The organism is Candidatus Tisiphia endosymbiont of Thecophora atra (genome assembly GCF_964026395.1).
Classification (GTDB): Bacteria; Pseudomonadota; Alphaproteobacteria; order Rickettsiales; family Rickettsiaceae; genus Tisiphia.
Genome location: NZ_OZ032145.1, coordinates 926,522 through 944,910, shown reverse-complemented (window position 1 = coordinate 944,910; position 18,389 = coordinate 926,522). Strand labels below are relative to the sequence as shown.

The window sequence follows — 18,389 nt, the reverse complement described above, 5'->3', positions numbered from 1 at the left end:
TCGCCACGGCGTCTATCGACGCCTCGCGATGACGATTTTTAACTTTCAACAGTTGTGCGACGGTCTCTTTGCTAATAGACGGTTTTTTAACTTTCAACAGTTGTGGGATAATTATACTCATTCAATAACTATCGCAGCTCGCTCAAATTTATTTTCTAAGTTGCTTTTAAGGTTTTTATATTGAGGAGTTTTTAACTCTTTATTGGTAATCAAGCTTTTTTTTATCGATATTATATCTGTGAATTCAGTATCTTTATTCTGATATTTACATGATCTATTGACATATATCCACGGAGTATCAACCTCAAAGTTTAATTTTTTACAGTCTTTAATTATAATATCTTTTATAATTATATGTCTTATATTAGTGTTAGGTACACCTATAAAAAGGTCTGATACTTGGTCAAAAGCTGTATTTGTAATATCCTCCATTCCATATAATCTTAACCTTAAACCGGACCCCTTATTGGTTTTAAAAATTCGATTTTTTTGCTGATATGCGTATTTAATTGTAATATCCTTGACAATACGAGAAGTAAGATCAGGTAATTCTAGAAATTTCTTGTCTTCTTCATCAAGATATACTCCTGTCAACATGTGGAAAGTAAAATCCCTTAGCTGTTCATTTGATTCATATAACCCAGCACCTGTTATATTTGCTGCTGTTTCTCCTTGTAAATCAAGCTGACCATGCACATCTACAATATTATTTCTTATTACAAACTCATTGTGCATTATAGCTTGTGAATTTTGATGGGCTATTTCAGGAATTTTGATATAATCTGCTTGTTGAATATCTAATACCAAGGCTAACTTACCTGCAACATCTGGAAAAATTCCTTGTGCCATACTGACAAAGTTTGTTGGGTCAATCCAATATATTTTTCCATTTTTATTAGCTACTTTAAGCATCACATGATTAAAATTTCCCATATTAGGTAGTGCATCTGGGTTAGAAAAATTAGTAATACCTCGCATTACTAAAATGGGTTGAACCTTAAACCCAAGCTTTTGCAAGATAACAGCAGTACTTGCAGAAAAATCTTTGCAATCACCAATTTGAGAAGTAGCAATCTTTTCTAAATCTCTAGGAAAATACCGACCTGATACTGTTCGCCAATCGCCCATATATTGGATTTTCTCAGCTAATGAAGAAGTGACAAAATTAATTTTTTCTTCATCGGTATTTTTATCTAGAGCAGATTCCGCTATATTCATGAAAATTGTAGGAAGTGGTTGATTGATTACCTTAGAATAGCCAGGAGCTAATTGTTTGACCAAATCTTGCCATTTGGTTAAACTTGATAAAGATACCCAAGTTTTTTGCTTAATATTTAATATACCATTACTTGGTTCATTGGTCAATTGATTATAAACAGGTTTCTCTAGGATAATCTCTGCCGAATGAAAGTCACTTTCAGCATCGGTAATAACTTTTAATACGCCTTTTGGGTCGTTTACTTTGATATTTAGAGGTAATTTGGAATTAATCTTAGTTCTACTTGCTTGCCAGTAACCTTCCCTACCATAGAATATGGTATCACCATAAAAATCATCTATAGCAACTTTTGTTTCAAGATACTTATATTTTAAGTATATTTCTGCACCAAGTTCCACTTTAGGGAATGAGATAGTTATCTGATTTAGCTGATCAAAACCTTGTCCAAAACTAGCTAACGGTTTATCCTCAATCATATCTTTAGAAACTACATATTCTTGCCCATTATAAATAGTCTTGGCTTCTAATATAGAGATTTTGGAACTATAGTTATTATAAGTCAATCTATATTGAGAGAACTGACTACGTCCTGATTCTTTTAGTATTTTTGCGTGCATTTCCGCTATTTCTTCAGAAGTACCATCTTGGTTAATAGTAATATCGTTGTTACAAAATTTTATTTCAACAGGAGCATCTTCGTACTTACTCCATCTTCCTTGAGCGGAGTAGTTTATTAAAAATACTAATAATATTAGACGAAGACAAAATTTTAAATAAGTCATTATAAATAATCCTAAAAATAAAGAAATACCCCTTAGTTACCAGCATTATAAGGTATTATAAACTAAAAAATAGAGACCCCTAAGTAAAAATGATCTTTTTTCTTGGAGGGATATAAACAATTTTATCTTGATCATCTATAGTAACGTCATGATGCATCTTTTCCATGACACCAATAAAATAATTACCATGTGGCATTAGTTTTACTATTGCCCAACCATCCATAATAAATTGAGTAATTTTATCTAAATCAGATTTGTTTTCAGCGAAAGATATAATTTTTTTATGGGGTTTTACCCTTGTCATAATCTTATTTTTTATTAATTTTAATTTCTTATATTTATTATTACTAAATCTTTTGATTAGTACGGCTGTAACAATAATTACATCGAAACTGTGTTAGCTTTATTAGAGGGAAAATGTATACTCAAATGATTTGAAGCATTGGATTTGAAAATGAATGATGAGCATGCTAGGTGTACATATAGTATAGTTACGCATGCGAATCCATGATATTTTCAAAAAACAATTCGTAGGAGCAGAAGAGTATATGTATTTTTTGAAATACACTAACATTATCCCAAAAGTTAACTGATTTGATTGACCTTTCTTTTTCTTACATAAAATTAGATACTCTAATGATAAATTATATAGTCAAATACATTGAATTAGGTGGTAAAAACATAGAAGTAGTTTTTACAATCAACTGATTTTATCAATTATCTTTCCACCTAACTCAATGTATTTGACTATATTGCATTTTTTTATCTGTTCCTAGAATTCACGGTGTCAGTATCTTTTAATACCAATCTATCCTAGATAACTAATTATTGCAACACTTTCTTTTATTTTAAATACATAATGCTGAGGGATTTAAAGAAGCCACGAAACCTCGACCCACAGCGGACAATGATGTACGTGAGGAGCAGAGTATCGGTAGTACGAATAAATTACCAGCAGAAGTAGAGTTTGCCAAAGATATCTATTATATTTTCCACATTATATCTTAGTGCTTTATAATTTCTGTGCTATACTAGCTTTATAATTGATAACTACTAATAGCAACATATATGGATAAAATAACTCCTCGAGTAGATTTGGCATTTGTGTGACATGAAGTCACTAATTGAATTGTTTAGCTGAGTTAAATCTGACTAAACCAAGTGTTTTGCCACTTGTACCCTACTAAACTACGTACTTGCAGTAATGTTTTGCGTAAAGCGTTTAGGACAATGAATCCCACCCGTTAGGGAGAAGAAGAATCCGTGAGGAGGACAAGATGCTGATAGTGTCAAATCGGTATGGGGGCTAGGGTGTACGGTATGGATAGCATAAGCGAATGATTGTAAGCATCGTAAAATCTAAGCAAGCCAAAGACACTGACAGGCTTGAACCAAAAGGTATATGATAGGTTATCAAAATGAATGCATTTGATACGCAAACAAAATATCATCGGTGTATAGATCAATCCTAACCCGTACTATTGTTTAATTGGTGGAACATGGAAACCCCGTATATTGTCGTATAGCAAATCGCAAGAAATGCTTATCGGTGTGCGGGAATGGGATGGTGGAAAAAGCGAATGCTTGTTTGTAATGAACAAGATACAAGTTTAAATGTTACTTGACTTGAAAAAGAGCCCACTTCCACTTGGTCATCTTGGATAAGAGCGTTTATAGAACCTTTGAAGAAAGGAAAGCAAATGGTTACAAATAAAATTGTAAGTGCATCTTTCAATGAGATAACTAGTTGGAGCCAAATTAATTGGCAACGATGTGATAAAAACATTAGAAGGCTACAAACTCGTATTGTTCAGGCAACAAAAGAGAAAAGATGGAATAAAGTAAAAGCTTTATAACACATTTTAACTCGTAGTTTTAGTAGTAAAGCTTTAGCAGTAAAACGAGTTACAACGAACAGAGGAAAATGTACAGCTGGCGTAGATGGCAAGTTGTGGCAATCTTTAAGTTCTAAGTTTCAAGCTATTACTGAATTAAAGCATAAAGGTTATAAACCTCAACCATTAAGACGAATATATATTCCTAAATCAGATGGCGGTAAAAGAACTCTTGGCATACCAACAATGAAAGACAGGGCGATGCAAGCAATACATCTTATGGGATTATCCCCAATAGCAGAAACTACAGGAGATAATCACTCATATGGATTTAGAGTTTATCGTTCTACTGCTGATGCTATGAGCCAAATATTTAAAACTTTGGCTGGAAAGAATCGTGCGGAATGGATTTTAGAAATAGATGTCAGGAAATTTTTTGATGAAATTGACCATAACTGGCTACTAAATAATATTCCTATGGAAACAAGGATTTTACAAAAGTGGTTAAAATCTGGTTATATAGAGAAACAAATGTTTTGTTCTACAAAATGGGGTACTCCACAAGGTGGTATCATATCACCTACACTTGCTAATATGACCCTTGATGGGATAGAAGATATTTTATCAAAACAATTCGGTCAGAAAGATGAAAAGAAGCGAAAGAAAAGTGGTGTACACTTGATACGTTATGCAGATGACTTTATAATCACAGGAAAAACTAAAGAAATATTAGAATTTCAAGTGTTACCGTTACTACAAGAATTCTTAACAACAAGAGGGCTAACTCTTTCACCTAAGAAAACAAAGATAACAAATGTAAGGTCAGGTTTTGATTTTCTTAGCCAAAATGTACGTAAATATGGCTCAAGCATAATTATTAAACCATCTAAAGAAGGTATTAAGAGATTGCTGGATAGAGTGCGTCAGACAATTAAGAATAATCAAGCACAAACTCAAGGATATTTAATAGATATACTTAATCCTCTCATTAGAGGATGGGCCTATTACCACCATAAAGTATGTGCAAGAAAAGTTTTTGAGAAAGTAGATCACGAGATTTTTCAAATGTTGTGGAGATGGTCTAAAAGGAGACATCCTAACAAAGGGTTATGTTGGATTAAAGAGAAATACTTTAAGACAAAAGGCACGCAAAGTTGGTGTTTCTTGCTAAAGACTACCAAAGAAGGTAAAGTCGCATTTAAAGAATTGTTTAAAGCTACGAGCCTTCCAATTCGCAGACACAGAAAAATCAGAGCAGCAGCTAACCCATTTTGTAGAGAGTGGATCTCTTATTTTAAAGAACGTTACCCTACCCTGAACAGAATATAGAGTGAAAATGTCAGATAAAACTAAAAATATTACATCAAAAATGGTTGCCGGTACTTATAGCAAGTATTTTAGATGGCTCGAGCTGAATGAATTGAAAGGTTCACGTTCAGTTCCACGAGGAGGGGTTTAGAATGTTAGTTCTACCATTCCGTAGCCCCTTACTCTACAAGAAAATCTTTGGTGTAGAAGAGAATAAGGACTTGCTGATATCCTTGATTAATTCAATTGTATCTAAGGAAGATCAAGTGGCAGAACTAACGCTGCTTAATCCATATAATCCAAAGAACTTTAAGAGTGATAAACTCTCAATATTAGATGTAAAAGCCAAATCCGTTGATGGCAAAAGGTTCAATATTGAAATTCAAATTAGCGACGAAGCTGATTATGATAAGCGAGCTTTATATTATTGGGCTAAATTATATACCGAGCAATTAAAGGTAGCTCAGGACTATTCTACCCTAAGCAAAGCCATCGGTATTCATATTCTAAACTTTACTTCTATTCCGAATGTAACTAAGTATCACAATGTTTTCCATATAGTAGAAAAAGATAGTGGATTGTTGTATTTCAAGGACCTCGAATTACATACTATTGAGCTTAATAAGTTTACTGATAATTCTTATGAGGAATTACCTGATATACTGAAAAAAGTAAAAAACTCTCTAGACATGTGGACAGCTTTTCTAACAAGACATGACCTACTTAACAAAGATAATTTGCCTAAAGAATTAGACAATGTTGCCTTAAAAAAAGCTCTAACAGTGCTAGATGTTATGAACTTTACTGACGAAGAAAGAGAGACCTATGAAGACCATCTTAAATGGCTGCGTATCGAAGCTAATACTCTGAAAAAACAACTGGAGAAAGGTAGAGAGGAAGGTATAATAGCTATAGCAAAAGAAATGCTATTAAACAATGAGCCGATGGAAAAAATTATTAAATACACTAAGTTAAGTAAATCTCAAATAGAAAATCTAAAATGACTTACGATCCTCAAATTTATCATTTACTATCATTTACTAACATATTCTATTATTGTTATGTAATGGTTAGCTATAGCAGAAGAGGAAATTATGATTAAGAGTATTTGGGCAAAAGTTAAATATGTAGTATACTTGCTTATATATATAGTGATTACTTGGGTTACTGCGAGAATTATACTTATATCAACATTTCCTGATGATGGTCAATGCCATTGCACTGAAACTCCAACGTTACTGCATTATATTTTAGCTTCGATAGTAACTATATTGCCAGTAATAGCACATATATGTACAAAAAATCGTAAACCAAAAGTAAAGTCTGATACTAAATAAATTATGATTGGTAAATTAAAAGGTAAAATAGATGCATGTTTTAATGATTATGTCATTATTGATGTTAGTGGTGTTGGATATTTAGTGTATTGTTCTAGTAAAACTTTAAATAAGTTAGTCGTTAATGAGTTTTGTCAATTATTTATTGAAACACATGTAAGAGAAGATCATATTAATCTTTACGGCTTTTTATCTCTTGAAGAGAAGGCTTTTTTTAATTTATTACAATCGGTAAACGGTATTGGTACAAGAATGGCTTTAGCTATTTTATCAAATTTATCACCCGAGCAAATCCAATCAGCGATAGCAAGAAGGGATAAAGAAGCTTTTAAAGCTATTTCTGGTGTTGGGCTAAAACTAGCTGAACGAATTATCATAGAGTTAAAGGATAAAGCTTTAACTAATTTTACTAACAACCTTACCATGGATAACAATGATACTGACTTAGCTAAGATATCATCTGATGCCACATTAGTGTTAACCTCGCTTGGTATTGGTAAAACTGAAGCACAGAATTTAGTACAGGGAATTATTGCAGAAAATTCTAATCTCTCTATTAATGAACTAATTAAACTTGCACTAAAAGCACGTGGATCCAATGTCTAAAAATATTTTGTCAGCTGATATACTTCCGAGTGATCAAGAATTTTCTCTACGGCCTAGCTATTTAAGAGAATTTGTCGGACAACAACAAATTAAGGAGAATTTATCCATTTTTATCCAAGCAGCTAAAAATAGGTCTGAACATTTAGATCATACATTATTTTACGGTCCTCCTGGACTTGGTAAAACCACTCTTGCACAAATTATTTCTAAGGAAATGGGAGTAAATTTTAAATCCACCTCAGGACCTGCTATATCAAAAGCAGCTGACCTAGCTGCTATACTTACTAATTTGCAAGATAATGATGTGTTATTTATCGATGAAATTCACCGTCTTAGTACAAATATTGAAGAAGTATTGTACCAAGCAATGGAAGATTTTGCTTTAGACATAGTTATTGGTGAAGGACCTTCAGCAAGGTCAGTAAAAATCAATCTACCCAATTTCACTTTAGTTGGAGCAACTACTAGGCTCGGTTTACTCAGCAACCCTTTGAGAGATAGATTTGGTATACCATTGCGTTTGCATTTTTATAATATGGCTGAATTAAAACTTGTTTTGAGTAGAGCTAGTAAATTGTTAGCAATTAATTTAACCGATGAGGCATTAGAAGAGATAGCGGGGCGTAGTAGAGGAACTCCAAGAATTGCCCTTAGGCTAGTTAGACGAGTGAGAGATTTTGCTTCTGTCGATGATAAGCTAGAAATTGATAAAAATATTGCCAATATCTCCCTAAATCGATTAGAAGTTGACAAAATAGGTTTAGATAGTAATGATTATAGATACTTAAAATTTATAGCTGATAATTATGCTGGTGGTCCGGTTGGTATAGAGACAATTGCAGCAGCTCTATCAGAACAACGTGATGCTGTTGAAGAGACTATAGAACCATATTTAATACAAATAGGGTTATTACAACGTACCCCAAGAGGTAGAGTTATTACTAAAAATGCCTTTGACCATCTTGGAATATAGTAATTTACAGTTACAAAGAGGTAGTTTATGAAAATAATCAACATAAAACAACAGAAAAACCCGCTTAGTTCAATGTCGTCTCCTATAGTCTTTGATTTAGCAATTAAATATAAACCTGATCTTGCTAAAGCTTATAATAACAAAGGTGTTGCCTTGAACAAGTTAGGTAAATACTCGCAATCAGAAGAAGCATTTAGCAAGGCAAAGCAACTTAGGGCAAAACATTAAAAATTATAGAATGTATAGCTAACCCGAGTAACATTACTCCGTCATTGCGAGGAGCTACTTTAGTGGCGACGAAGCAATCCAAAAAAGTTATTAGAAATGGATCAACTATGTTCGCAATAAAAATTTAAATAAATTTGGTTTAAATTTTTATTGCTTGTGCAGAGCTAGTTAAATCACGTAACTTAGCGTTTGCAATCACAATGATTTTACGCATTAATGCTACCATCGCCACCATTTTCTTTTTTCCTCTATTGATCAATTTCTCATAAAATACCTTCAGTTCAGAGTTAGAATTTCTAGCAGCCATAGCAGCTACAAACAACATAGGTCTAACAAAATTTCGACCATGACCTGTATGTCTATATCCACTATATCTACCGCTATCATTAGATATTGGTGCAACACCTACTAATGATGCTATTTGTTTGCGGTTCAATGTACCAAGTTCAGGTAACAAAGCTATAAGCTCATTAGATACTACTGTGCCTATACCACTAATAGTTTGCAGAGTCTCTTTCTTAGCTTGCAAGAGCTTATCTTTTGCTATTAAGTCATCTATTTCTTTAGTAATAGATGCAATTTGCTCTTCTAGTACTTCGATCATTTTAACGCAACTAGACTTGATTAAATCAGCTCTCGGGGACTGAAACCTATTTTTTTCTGCAATCAACATTTGTTTAAGATCGTTCCTACGTCCTACTAATTCATACAAGTTTAAAGCTTGCTTAGATTGTACTTTAAATAGCTCTAATCTTTCTGATCGTTCAAAAGCATAAAGTGCCAAAGCTTTAGCGTCAAGACTGTCAGTTTTAGCTGCATTACCAAAAGACCTAATAAAGTTTTTAACTTTACGAGTATTGGCTCTATGTACAGCAAAACCCTGATTGCAAAGCGTTAGTAATAGTTCCATTTCATATCCACCAGTAGTTTCTAAAACACACAATGCAGAACTAATCTCTTTTTTGTAATCCTTGATAAAATCAGCTATTCCATTAGAGTTGTTATTATATTCTTTAGTTTCTTTTTTTCCATGAATAGCAACAACAAAATTGAATTTTCCTATATCAAGACCGATAAAATTATTATATAATAGCATAATACCTCGAAGACTTTTAATGTTGTTTACGATTGTAAGCGGGCGTGCAAAGGCATCCCAATCAACTATTCAAACGTCTCGGGGATTTGGGCTAGAGTACCAATATCCATTCGGTCTTAAAACCAATTGCTTCACGGTCGCTCACGCCTGCACAGCGATAGTCATTTAGTATTATTAATGACTATCGCTGTAATACCCCCTTATAAGTCAGTATAAATCATTATTTACATTGACTTCAATATCTATTATATCATACTTTTAACTTACAATTGCTTCGTCGACCTACGGTCTCTTCGCAATGACGTTTGTTGAACTTTCGACAGTTGTGGCCGTAAGGCCGACGAAGCAATCCAGTAACATCATTTATCTATAGATTGTTTCCTAGATTGCTTCATTTACGCTCGCAATGACGTTGTGGTATAGGTATTTGTAAACTTTCAACAGTTGAGGGGCTCTTGCTTTAGCAATAATTCTTATAAATCCACGAAATTAACATAAAGAATTTCCAATAATCTAGAGATTTTACTTCTAAAAGTTGTTTTTAACAACTTTTGAAGTTATAGTTATACTCAAATAATTTTTATAATATTAATTTAGATAATTTAAACTATGGGTAAATAAAATGTCATTACCAGAATCAGAAGAAGCTTTATCCGCAATAAAACAACTTCGAGAAAAGATGAAAACTGAGCAGGGTATATTTGAAGAAGCTAATAAAGACCTCAAAGTGCTACAAAGAGATATCCGAGAGAAGCAAACAGCATTAGATACTCTAAGAGAGAATTTGCAGGAACAAGATAAGGATGCATCAGAATTGTTGGGAAAACTTTGGAAACAGCAGGAAAAAATAAAAGGACACCTAGCTGCTCAATCAGCAGACGAAATAAAAAAAGCAGTTCAAGAACAAAATGAATTTATAGATTCAGAGTTAGAACTGATCAAGCAGCAATATGAAAACATTGTATTAAATCTTGAGCTATGTCGAGAGTTTGAGCAGTTTTTACATGGAGATGGAAAAGATACTTCTCATAGGAGCATTGAACACAAAGAGGCATTTGCTCAATTTCTTGCAGGAAATGAATTACTTAGCGAAGATAACAAAGAACAATTACTTGAGAAAAATTCGCAGCTTATGGTCGAGCTTAATGCCAGTATGCAGAATTTAGAAAAAAGGGATAAAAATTTAATAGAGCTAAAAAAGGAGTTACAAAAGAAAGATTTACCTGATAATTTGACAGCTTATGTTCAGCCAAAACTACAAGAATTGTTTAAGGCACGGCAAGCGGAGATAACAAAAGAAATAGACGTTATATTAGCAGAAAATCCTATAATAGTGGAGCAATATGAAAATGTAAAACTACGAGAAGAAGAAATAAAGACAATCCAAGACGAAATAGATGCAAAGACTAAAATCATTGAACAAAGCAAGCAAAAAGAAGAGCAGTTGTTTGAAGAATTAAAGCAATTGGAACAAAAATCTTACCCCCCTCTATCCAGTGCAAAACAACAACAAGGTTCAGTTAGCCAGTATTCTATATTACAAGAAAGAGCTAATGATGCTGAGGCGTCAGTGAAACGTCAAATTGAGATTAATAAGTTGAATGAACAGCTTAAGATTGCACAGGGTAAAATAGATGATCAAGATCATCAATTACAGCAATTAAAATCATTGATAGATACGGAAAAATTATCTGCAGAACAAGAAAGCAAAAAAAATCTAGAACGAATAAGTGAATTCCAAGAACGGATTAGGGAACTGGAGGGAGAAAAGGAAGAGCAACAACAATCTACGATATCTCACGGACGTAGTTGGGCAGATGAACTACAGGAGCTAGGTGAATCAGATGGATCTTTGTCAGATCAGATAGATAAGTTAACCAGTGAAAATGATAAATTAAGAGCTAAGTTAGAAGCTACAGAGAAAAATGCAAAAGAACAGCTAGAGGTACTTAGTGAGGAAAAAGATTTAGAGTATAAAGCAAAAGAAAATTATGCAGCAAAATTGCAAGAGATAAATAAGGAATTATCAAAACTAAAATCAGAGCAGCAAGAAAAACAGGCAGAGCTAGATAGAACAAAAGAAGAATTAACCGGTACTAGTAAGAAATTGCTTGAAGCTGAAGAATTGCATGGACAAGAAAGTAAGCAGGCTAAAAAATTACAAGATCAGGTAGAGGAATTAACCAAGGTTCAGCATCAATTAACGACTAACTTAGACGCTACAGAAAAAGATGTAAAAAATCAGATAAAGGCTCTTACAGAAGTAAAAGAAGCCGCCAATTTGGATTTACAGGCAGCAGAAGTAAAATATGCAGCAATGCTTAAAGGACAATCAGAGGCAGCTGCAGTAGAATTGCAAACAATAAACGAGAAATTATCACAACTAAAATCAGAGCAGCAAGAAAAACAGGCAGAGTTAGAGAGAACAAAAGAAGAATTAACCGGTACTAGTGAGAAATTGGTTAAAGCTGAAGAATTGCATGGACAAGAAAGTAAGCAGGCTAAAGAATTACAAGATCAGCTAGATGGATTAACCAAGGCTCAGCGTCAATTAACGACTGAGTTAGAAAAAACAAGAGAGGAAAAAGAAAGACAGATAAAGGCTCTTACTGAAGCAAAAGAAGCAGCCAATTTGGATTTACAGGCAGCAGAAGAAAAATATGCAGCAATGCTTAAAGGACAATCAGAGGTAGCTGCAGCAGAATTGCAAACACTAAATGAGCAATTATCACAACTAAAATCAGAGCAGCAAGCAAAGCAGGCAGAGCTACAAAAGACGAAAGCAGAATTAACCAATACTCGTGAAGAATTGGTTAAAGTTGAAGAATTGCATGGAAAAGAAAGTAAGCAGGCTGAAGAATTACAAGATCAGCTAGATGAATTAACCAAGGTTCAGCATAAATTGACGACTGAGTTAAAAGAAATAAGAGAGGAAAAAGAAAGTCAGATAAAGGCTCTTACTGAAGCAAAAGAAGCAGCCAATTTGGATTTACAGGCAGCAGAAGAAAAATATGCAGCAATGCTTAAAGGACAATCAGAGGTAGCTGTAGCAGAATTGCGAACACTAAATGAGGAATTATCACAACTAAAATTAGAACAGCAAAAAAGTTGGAGTGAGCTAGAAAAGAAGCAACAAGAATTAATAATCGTTCAAGAAAGCCTAAAGGCAGCTGAGCAAGAATATGGTGTAGAAAGTAAGCAAGCTAAAGAATTACAAGCTCAGCTAGGTGGATTAACCAATGAGAATAATAGTTTAAAAACTCAGTTAGAAGAAATAGAAAATGAAAGAAAACAGTTAGAGGTACTTAGTGGGAAGAAAGATTTAGAGTATAATTATTTAGAGGCAGAATACGAAAAACAACAGGCAGAGCTAAAGAAAATTCAACAAGAATTAACCGAAGCCCAAGAAGAACTAACGTTGGAAAAAGCTATTTCTGATGAGCAATATGACCAAAATAAAAACTTTAAAACTCAGCTAAATAAAGTAACCGACGAGAATGCGGGTTTAAAATCTCAGTTAGAAAAAATAAAAGAAGATACAAAAAATCAGCTAGAAACACTTAGTGCAAGAAAAGATTTAGAGTATAATGCCTTAAAAGAAGAACAAAAAAGGAGTATGGATGAACTTTATGGACGGTTGAAGGATGCTGAGAAACATAACCAAATAATGCAAGGAGTTGAGCAGGCTGGGATAAAAGATATTCAAGATAAGAATGCTAAGATAGCTGCTCTTGAAAGGCAAAATGCTGCACTTCTAGAGCAGTTGGAAAAATTACAAATTAAGGCGGAAGTACAAGGAGCTTCTGTACAAACAGATAAGATAGTTAGTCAGTCAATAGGTACGGAAACAGAGATTATTACTAAAGAGTTTAGAGCAGTTGATAGCCAAACAGATAATAGGCAAAAGTTGTATCAATCAGTAGGTACAGAGTATAGCCCTAGGATGGATAGTGGCATGTCTGTAGATAAAGTATTAGTTCAGGATAAAACTAAGGGTAGTGTTTATGACGATGATAAAATATTGCAAGCTTTTAAGGAATTGTCAAGAGAGCAAGTCCAGCCAATTGTTAATAAATTTTCTTTGGAATCTACAAGCAGTTTTGCTCAATTTGCCCAAAAAAATGTTGGCGGATTATCCGAAGTATTGCGGGACTCAGAAGTACTACGAGAGATAGAAAATATTGAACAAAGAGGCTATACAGATATTCATAAAAAATTTGCAGCTGAGTATAAAGATATTGAATGGCAAGATAAAGGAGCAGATAAGAGCTTTAGTTTGCAGCAAAACGGTAAGGATGTTGTGACAATAAATGAAACAATATTGAGTCATGATGACAAAAATGCTAAATATAAAACTAGTGAGGGAGAAGAAATTAAAAATGCTCGTATGGTAAATATACCGTTATCTATAGATATGCAGGGGGCGTGCCATATGTCTTTTGCAGTACAAGATACAAATGGACGTAATATTAGTAAAGAAGATGCTGTATATTTGACTGCTCACTATAAGAATGGCAAGTTGGTGCATCTGACCAAACCTACAGAAATATTTTCTTGTTCTGAGGACAATAAGTCACCTTTATATTTGAAACGTAAGGGTAAAACTTATACTTTACCAGTAGATAAAAGCACTCTTGAGAAACTTGAGCAAGAAGTTCTTAAAAACAAAGGAGAATATGTAGGAATAGTTAAAAATGCCCGAGGTAATATTAGGGTAAATTCAGCTGCTGTTCCCGGGTTGCAACCTGATCGTGTAACAGCTGACCCTCTTTTTAAGGATGCGTCTCAGCTATTACATGATGCTAATGCTACCCCTGCTCTAGATGGTTCTCTAGATAAGAAAGGACTTGCTAATAAACAACCTAACCGAAATGTAGGTGGTGGTAGAGATTGTTAACGAGAGTTGCTAATTATGTAATAATTAGCAACTTATATTAAAATTTCACTGATCCATTAACATAGAAAGAGTGGGTAGTAAAACTTTTCTTTAAACTATAATCATAACCAGCACCTAATTCAAGTGCTGATACAGATTGCATGTTTATACAACCTCCTAAAGTGTACATAACATTTTTTGGAGATGGTCTTAGAGATTTTGTGATAGCTACTGTTTGAGTATGGTGTTCTATGCTAGTAAAATTAATAATGTCGGTTGAATTATTTAGTAGAATAGTCTGATCTAGTTTAAAGTGTACCTTAGGAATAATTGAAATATTTTTTACCAAAATGCGTTTACTGAAATCAATGCCAGTTTCAAATGATACTCTTTTTCCTTTCCTAGTTGGTACATTAATATTAAAATCTTTCCTATATTCTGTAAAATTTTTGATTAGAAAACGATCAAATATTATTCCTACCATTGGTTTGAACAAAAATTTATCTAAATCAACTTTATAGTGAGTTTCAAGCTTCGCACGTCCTACATAACCGTTAGTCTTGCTATTAATGGATATAGTATCTCTTTTCCCTAGATTTTTAATAAAGGCTTTACCATATTTAAGATAAGAACTCAGATACATATTTGGTGATAATGTATATTTGCTGTAAACTGCAGCTACATGTAAAATAATATTTTGCTTGTCATTAAAGATATTTTGAAATTTAGTATATGAATTTGCATTAGCATATGCGATTCCTATAATAAGTTCATCAAGAGGCTGTGCATCAAAACCTAGAACGAAGCCTTGCTGATTATTTTTAAAGGGTAAAGTATTTCCTTTTTGTTTGCTAGTAGACCTCATAACTTGAATCCACCCTCCTTTTTTAATATAATAATCATTATCCCCTGCCGCTACCATATTTACCGTAAAATCATGTTTTAATAGATTATTTCGACTACTTAAAGCATTTGAAATTAAATCCAAGTAATCAAATTCTATATATGTAGTATATTTTGCTATATTTTGTTCGATATCAAAATTAATAGGTGGGATATAAGATTTTTTTTCAACTAATGCTATAGTTTCTAGAGGAGTTTGAGGTGCAGCTGCAAGAGGCTGCTCATTAGTTACAAAATGTTCATCCTTCTGATGTTCATCTACATGTTGTCCATCTGCATGATGTTCAGCCTCAGGAGGTTGATCATTAGCTGCAAGATGTTCATCTGCGTGTTGTTGTTCATCTACATGTTGTCCATCTGCATGATGTTCAGCCTCAGGAGGTTGATCATTAGCTGCAAGATGTTCATCTGCGTGTTGTTGTTCATCTACATGTTGTCCATCTGCATGATGTTCAGCCTCAGGAGGTTGATCATTAGCTGCAAGATGTTCATCTGCGTGTTGTTGTTCATCTACATGTTGTCCATCTGCATGATGTTCAGCCTCAGGAGGTTGATCATTAGCTGCAAGATGTTCATCTGCGTGTTGTTGTTCATCTACATGTTGTCCATCTGTATCATGTTCAGCCTCCTGAGGTTGATCATTAGCTACTATTGGTACAGCATCTTCTTTAAACAATTCTTCTAACCCAAGATTATCTTCATCAAATATATCATGTTCAGCCTCAAGAGGTTGAACTGCAGGAGGATTATTTTCTACGTGGACTACATCTGCAGGAGGTTGAGGTACAGCCTCAAGAGGTTGAATTGCATGATGTTCTTCCTCGGGAAGTTGCTCATTAGCTACTATTGGCACAGCTTTTTCTTTAAACAATTCTTCTAACCCAAGATTATCTTCATCAAATACTTCATTTTGAACAACAACTACATTATCATGTACAGCTATACTCCTTTTTTGCCTTTTAGTAGGGGCTTGATGAACAGCTACTAGAGGCAGAACATTAGCTACATGATATTCAACTGTATGATGTTGTTCATGTGCATGATATTCAGCCTGCTGAGGTAGAACATTAGCTACAAGTTGTTCAACTGTATGATATACAGGCTTATCTACAAACTGTTCAACTGTGTGATATTCAGGTTCAGGAAGTTGAACATTAGCTACTATTGGCACAGCCTTTTCTTTAAACAATTCTTCTAATCCAAGATTATTTTCATCAAATATATCCTGTACAGCTATACTCCTTTTCTGCCTTTTAGTTTTGTAAAGTTTCGATGGATTCTCATATTCATGTAGTTCTATGTTGTTTTCGCTTACCCCTTGTTTATTGTCCACATTGTATACTACAACTTGGTCAACTACTGTGTGCGTTGTTGAAGATTGTTCTTGAGTTATTGGTAGGGGGGGAAACGTTACTACTGCTACTTCATCACTAGAATCAAGATTTGAAGCATCTGATGATCTTCTTGAATAATATTGTGGATCAAGTGGGGCTAATGAAGATGACCGTGAAAACCTTTTTAAGGGAATATCTATGAGGGATTCATCTTCAGAGTCGCTCCACTCTTCCTCTTCAGATTCTGGTGTGCTGTGATGAGAAAAAAATCCTTCGTCTAGTGATTGGGGTCGGGGGAATTGGAGGCTAAACGTACGAGTAATAGTTTTCTTATTTTTATAATGTTTAGGTTGTTCTGTTTCGATGCTATGCCTGCGAGTAATAATCTCCTTACGTTGATTATTACCGTCATTTTCTGTTGAAAATTCTTGCAATTCATCGTGTAAACTTTTAGTGTTTACTTGTGGTATAGCTTTATCGGTTAGCGTTTCATTATTAGGTTGAGTGGTATCTAATAGTAGAGGCGTAACAACAGAATCCTCTACTTGGTATGGTAATATCTCTGTTTGCATATTTAAGCTTGGAGTTGGAGATTGGTCATCAGGAGATATATAAGGTGATTTTACTGACACCAAACTATTAGAAGTTTGAGGTTGTGCTTTGATAATAGAAATAATGTGTGCTGCCACATCCATAAACTGTAGTTTCTTCTTTGGTAAAGTAGGTAATGAATTATTAGCCTCTTTACAATTTAACTTAGATGCAAAGTATTTTTTTGTTTCTTTTAACTTGCGGATTCTATCTTTTTTTATATCAATAGAACTTGATAGTCGGTCGTAATTATCTTTTTCTTGGTTGAGTATTGACTTTGCTGTTCTATCTCCCTTATCTTCTGTGCCAAATCTCCTAACTTTTTATTTACTTTATTAAGTTCAGTATCGAGAGTTTCTTTTTTGTTATCATCGTACTTTAGGTCTTGTGGATGTGGAGATATGTCTATTTTTTTTAGAATTTCAACTATAGTTGAATGATCTGAAAAATTGTCTTCGTAAATTTCGGGGTCTGTGTTTACTACGTTATATTCGCTCCCTCCTTGTTTGTTGTTCTCATTCTGCAAATTATCCAAGTATACAGCATCTTGAGGTAAGGTTTTCTCTAATTCTTCTTTTATTTTTAATAATAATTCGTCCTTTTCCACCAAAGCCGTTAGTTTAGCTTCTGATTGAGCTTTATAATATTCTTCATAATATTCTTCATCATTTCTCTTTATTAATTGATTTATTAGTATTAAACCTTTCTTCTTTATACTTTGCAGCGTTTCATTATATGATATCTCGTCTAAAATTTTTTCTTGCTCAAAAGTATATTCTTTCATTAACTCAAGAGACTTTAAAGACTCCTTTTCTAGTAAATCAACTGCTTCTGAATAATAATTGTTTTTTTTACCCAATGCTTTTGTTACTCTATGTGAATTGTATTCTTGTTCTAGTGTTTTCAACTCACCACGAGCTTCATCAATAAGTTGCCGAGTTGCCTCTATTTCATTTTCAAAGTATTCTCTATTAGTAGTTGGGTCTAAATGAGGTAGATTTATTTGCTCATTATTCACTCCTGCTGCCAAAACATTAGATGTACCAAACCCTTGTAATAAAAAAAATAGAATAAACAAAAAAAGAACAATTATGCACCTTGTTACTAAATATCTATTAGATATCTTAATAAGAAAGTTATTTTGTAGCTTGTTAAATAAAACCATTGTATTACCTATTAGTTAATTTATTTATTAAAGATTAATTAATGTTAACGCAATTGTCATAGTAAGGGAAAGTAAAAAGTGTATTTGTAATTTTATTTTTAAAGGAAAATTTACTAATATGTGATAAAAATCACGA

At 33.5% G+C, this 18,389-nt stretch carries 12 protein-coding genes and 1 pseudogene; 8 read left to right on the top strand and 5 right to left on the bottom strand.

The window, feature by feature from the left end; translation table 11 throughout:
- Positions 1–117: 117 nt before the first annotated feature.
- Positions 118–2,001 (bottom strand): DUF3857 domain-containing protein, encoded by a 1,884-nt coding sequence (locus AAGD45_RS04605; protein WP_341760802.1) that lies wholly within the window; start codon positions 1,999–2,001, stop codon positions 118–120.
- Positions 2,002–2,080: 79 nt separating this feature from the next.
- Positions 2,081–2,305, bottom strand: a complete 225-nt coding sequence (locus tag AAGD45_RS04600) for a DUF2674 domain-containing protein (protein WP_341760801.1) — start codon at positions 2,303–2,305, stop codon at positions 2,081–2,083.
- A 1,396-nt stretch (positions 2,306–3,701) separates the two neighbouring features.
- Between AAGD45_RS04600 and ltrA the strand changes: the two are divergent.
- From ltrA to AAGD45_RS04565, 7 genes and pseudogenes are all read left to right on the top strand, one after another.
- A pseudogene (gene ltrA / locus AAGD45_RS04595) lies at positions 3,702–5,165 on the top strand (group II intron reverse transcriptase/maturase).
- 7 nt (positions 5,166–5,172) lie between these two features.
- A complete protein-coding gene (locus AAGD45_RS04590; RefSeq protein ID WP_341760800.1) occupies positions 5,173–5,295 on the top strand; it encodes a hypothetical protein in 123 nt (40 codons plus the stop codon).
- Position 5,296: 1 nt separating this feature from the next.
- Positions 5,297–6,148 carry an Rpn family recombination-promoting nuclease/putative transposase gene (locus AAGD45_RS04585; protein WP_341760799.1) on the top strand — a complete coding sequence of 284 codons (852 nt, stop codon included), beginning with the start codon at positions 5,297–5,299 and terminating at the stop codon, positions 6,146–6,148.
- Between the two features lie 90 nt (positions 6,149–6,238).
- Positions 6,239–6,481 carry a Holliday junction ATP-dependent DNA helicase RuvA gene (locus AAGD45_RS04580; protein ID WP_341760798.1) on the top strand — a complete coding sequence of 81 codons (243 nt, stop codon included), beginning with the start codon at positions 6,239–6,241 and terminating at the stop codon, positions 6,479–6,481.
- A gap of 3 nt (positions 6,482–6,484) precedes the next feature.
- Complete coding sequence (gene ruvA / locus AAGD45_RS04575) at positions 6,485–7,087, top strand: Holliday junction branch migration protein RuvA (protein ID WP_341751956.1); 603 nt, start codon at positions 6,485–6,487, stop codon at positions 7,085–7,087.
- On the top strand, positions 7,080–8,060 hold the full coding sequence (gene ruvB, locus AAGD45_RS04570; RefSeq protein WP_341760797.1) for a Holliday junction branch migration DNA helicase RuvB: 981 nt from the start codon (positions 7,080–7,082) through the stop codon (positions 8,058–8,060). Before ruvA ends, ruvB begins: the two co-directional genes overlap by 8 nt.
- Before the next feature lie 27 nt (positions 8,061–8,087).
- Positions 8,088–8,288, top strand: a complete 201-nt coding sequence (locus tag AAGD45_RS04565; RefSeq protein ID WP_341760796.1) for a tetratricopeptide repeat protein — start codon at positions 8,088–8,090, stop codon at positions 8,286–8,288.
- 139 nt (positions 8,289–8,427) lie between these two features.
- On the opposite strand, the gene AAGD45_RS04560 is transcribed toward AAGD45_RS04565, so the two are convergent.
- Entirely contained in the window at positions 8,428–9,384 is a 957-nt protein-coding gene (locus tag AAGD45_RS04560; RefSeq protein WP_341760795.1) for a transposase, read from the bottom strand.
- Between the two features lie 622 nt (positions 9,385–10,006).
- Here AAGD45_RS04560 and AAGD45_RS04555 point away from each other — a divergent pair.
- Positions 10,007–14,281: a hypothetical protein gene (locus tag AAGD45_RS04555; protein ID WP_341760794.1), complete on the top strand. Its 4,275-nt coding sequence runs from the start codon at positions 10,007–10,009 to the stop codon at positions 14,279–14,281.
- A gap of 37 nt (positions 14,282–14,318) precedes the next feature.
- Here AAGD45_RS04555 and AAGD45_RS04550 read toward each other — a convergent pair whose 3' ends face one another.
- Positions 14,319–17,192, bottom strand: a complete 2,874-nt coding sequence (locus AAGD45_RS04550) for an autotransporter domain-containing protein (RefSeq protein ID WP_341760820.1) — start codon at positions 17,190–17,192, stop codon at positions 14,319–14,321.
- Positions 17,193–17,305: 113 nt separating this feature from the next.
- On the bottom strand, positions 17,306–18,253 hold the full coding sequence (locus tag AAGD45_RS04545; protein WP_341760821.1) for a hypothetical protein: 948 nt from the start codon (positions 18,251–18,253) through the stop codon (positions 17,306–17,308).
- Positions 18,254–18,389: the final 136 nt, after the last annotated feature.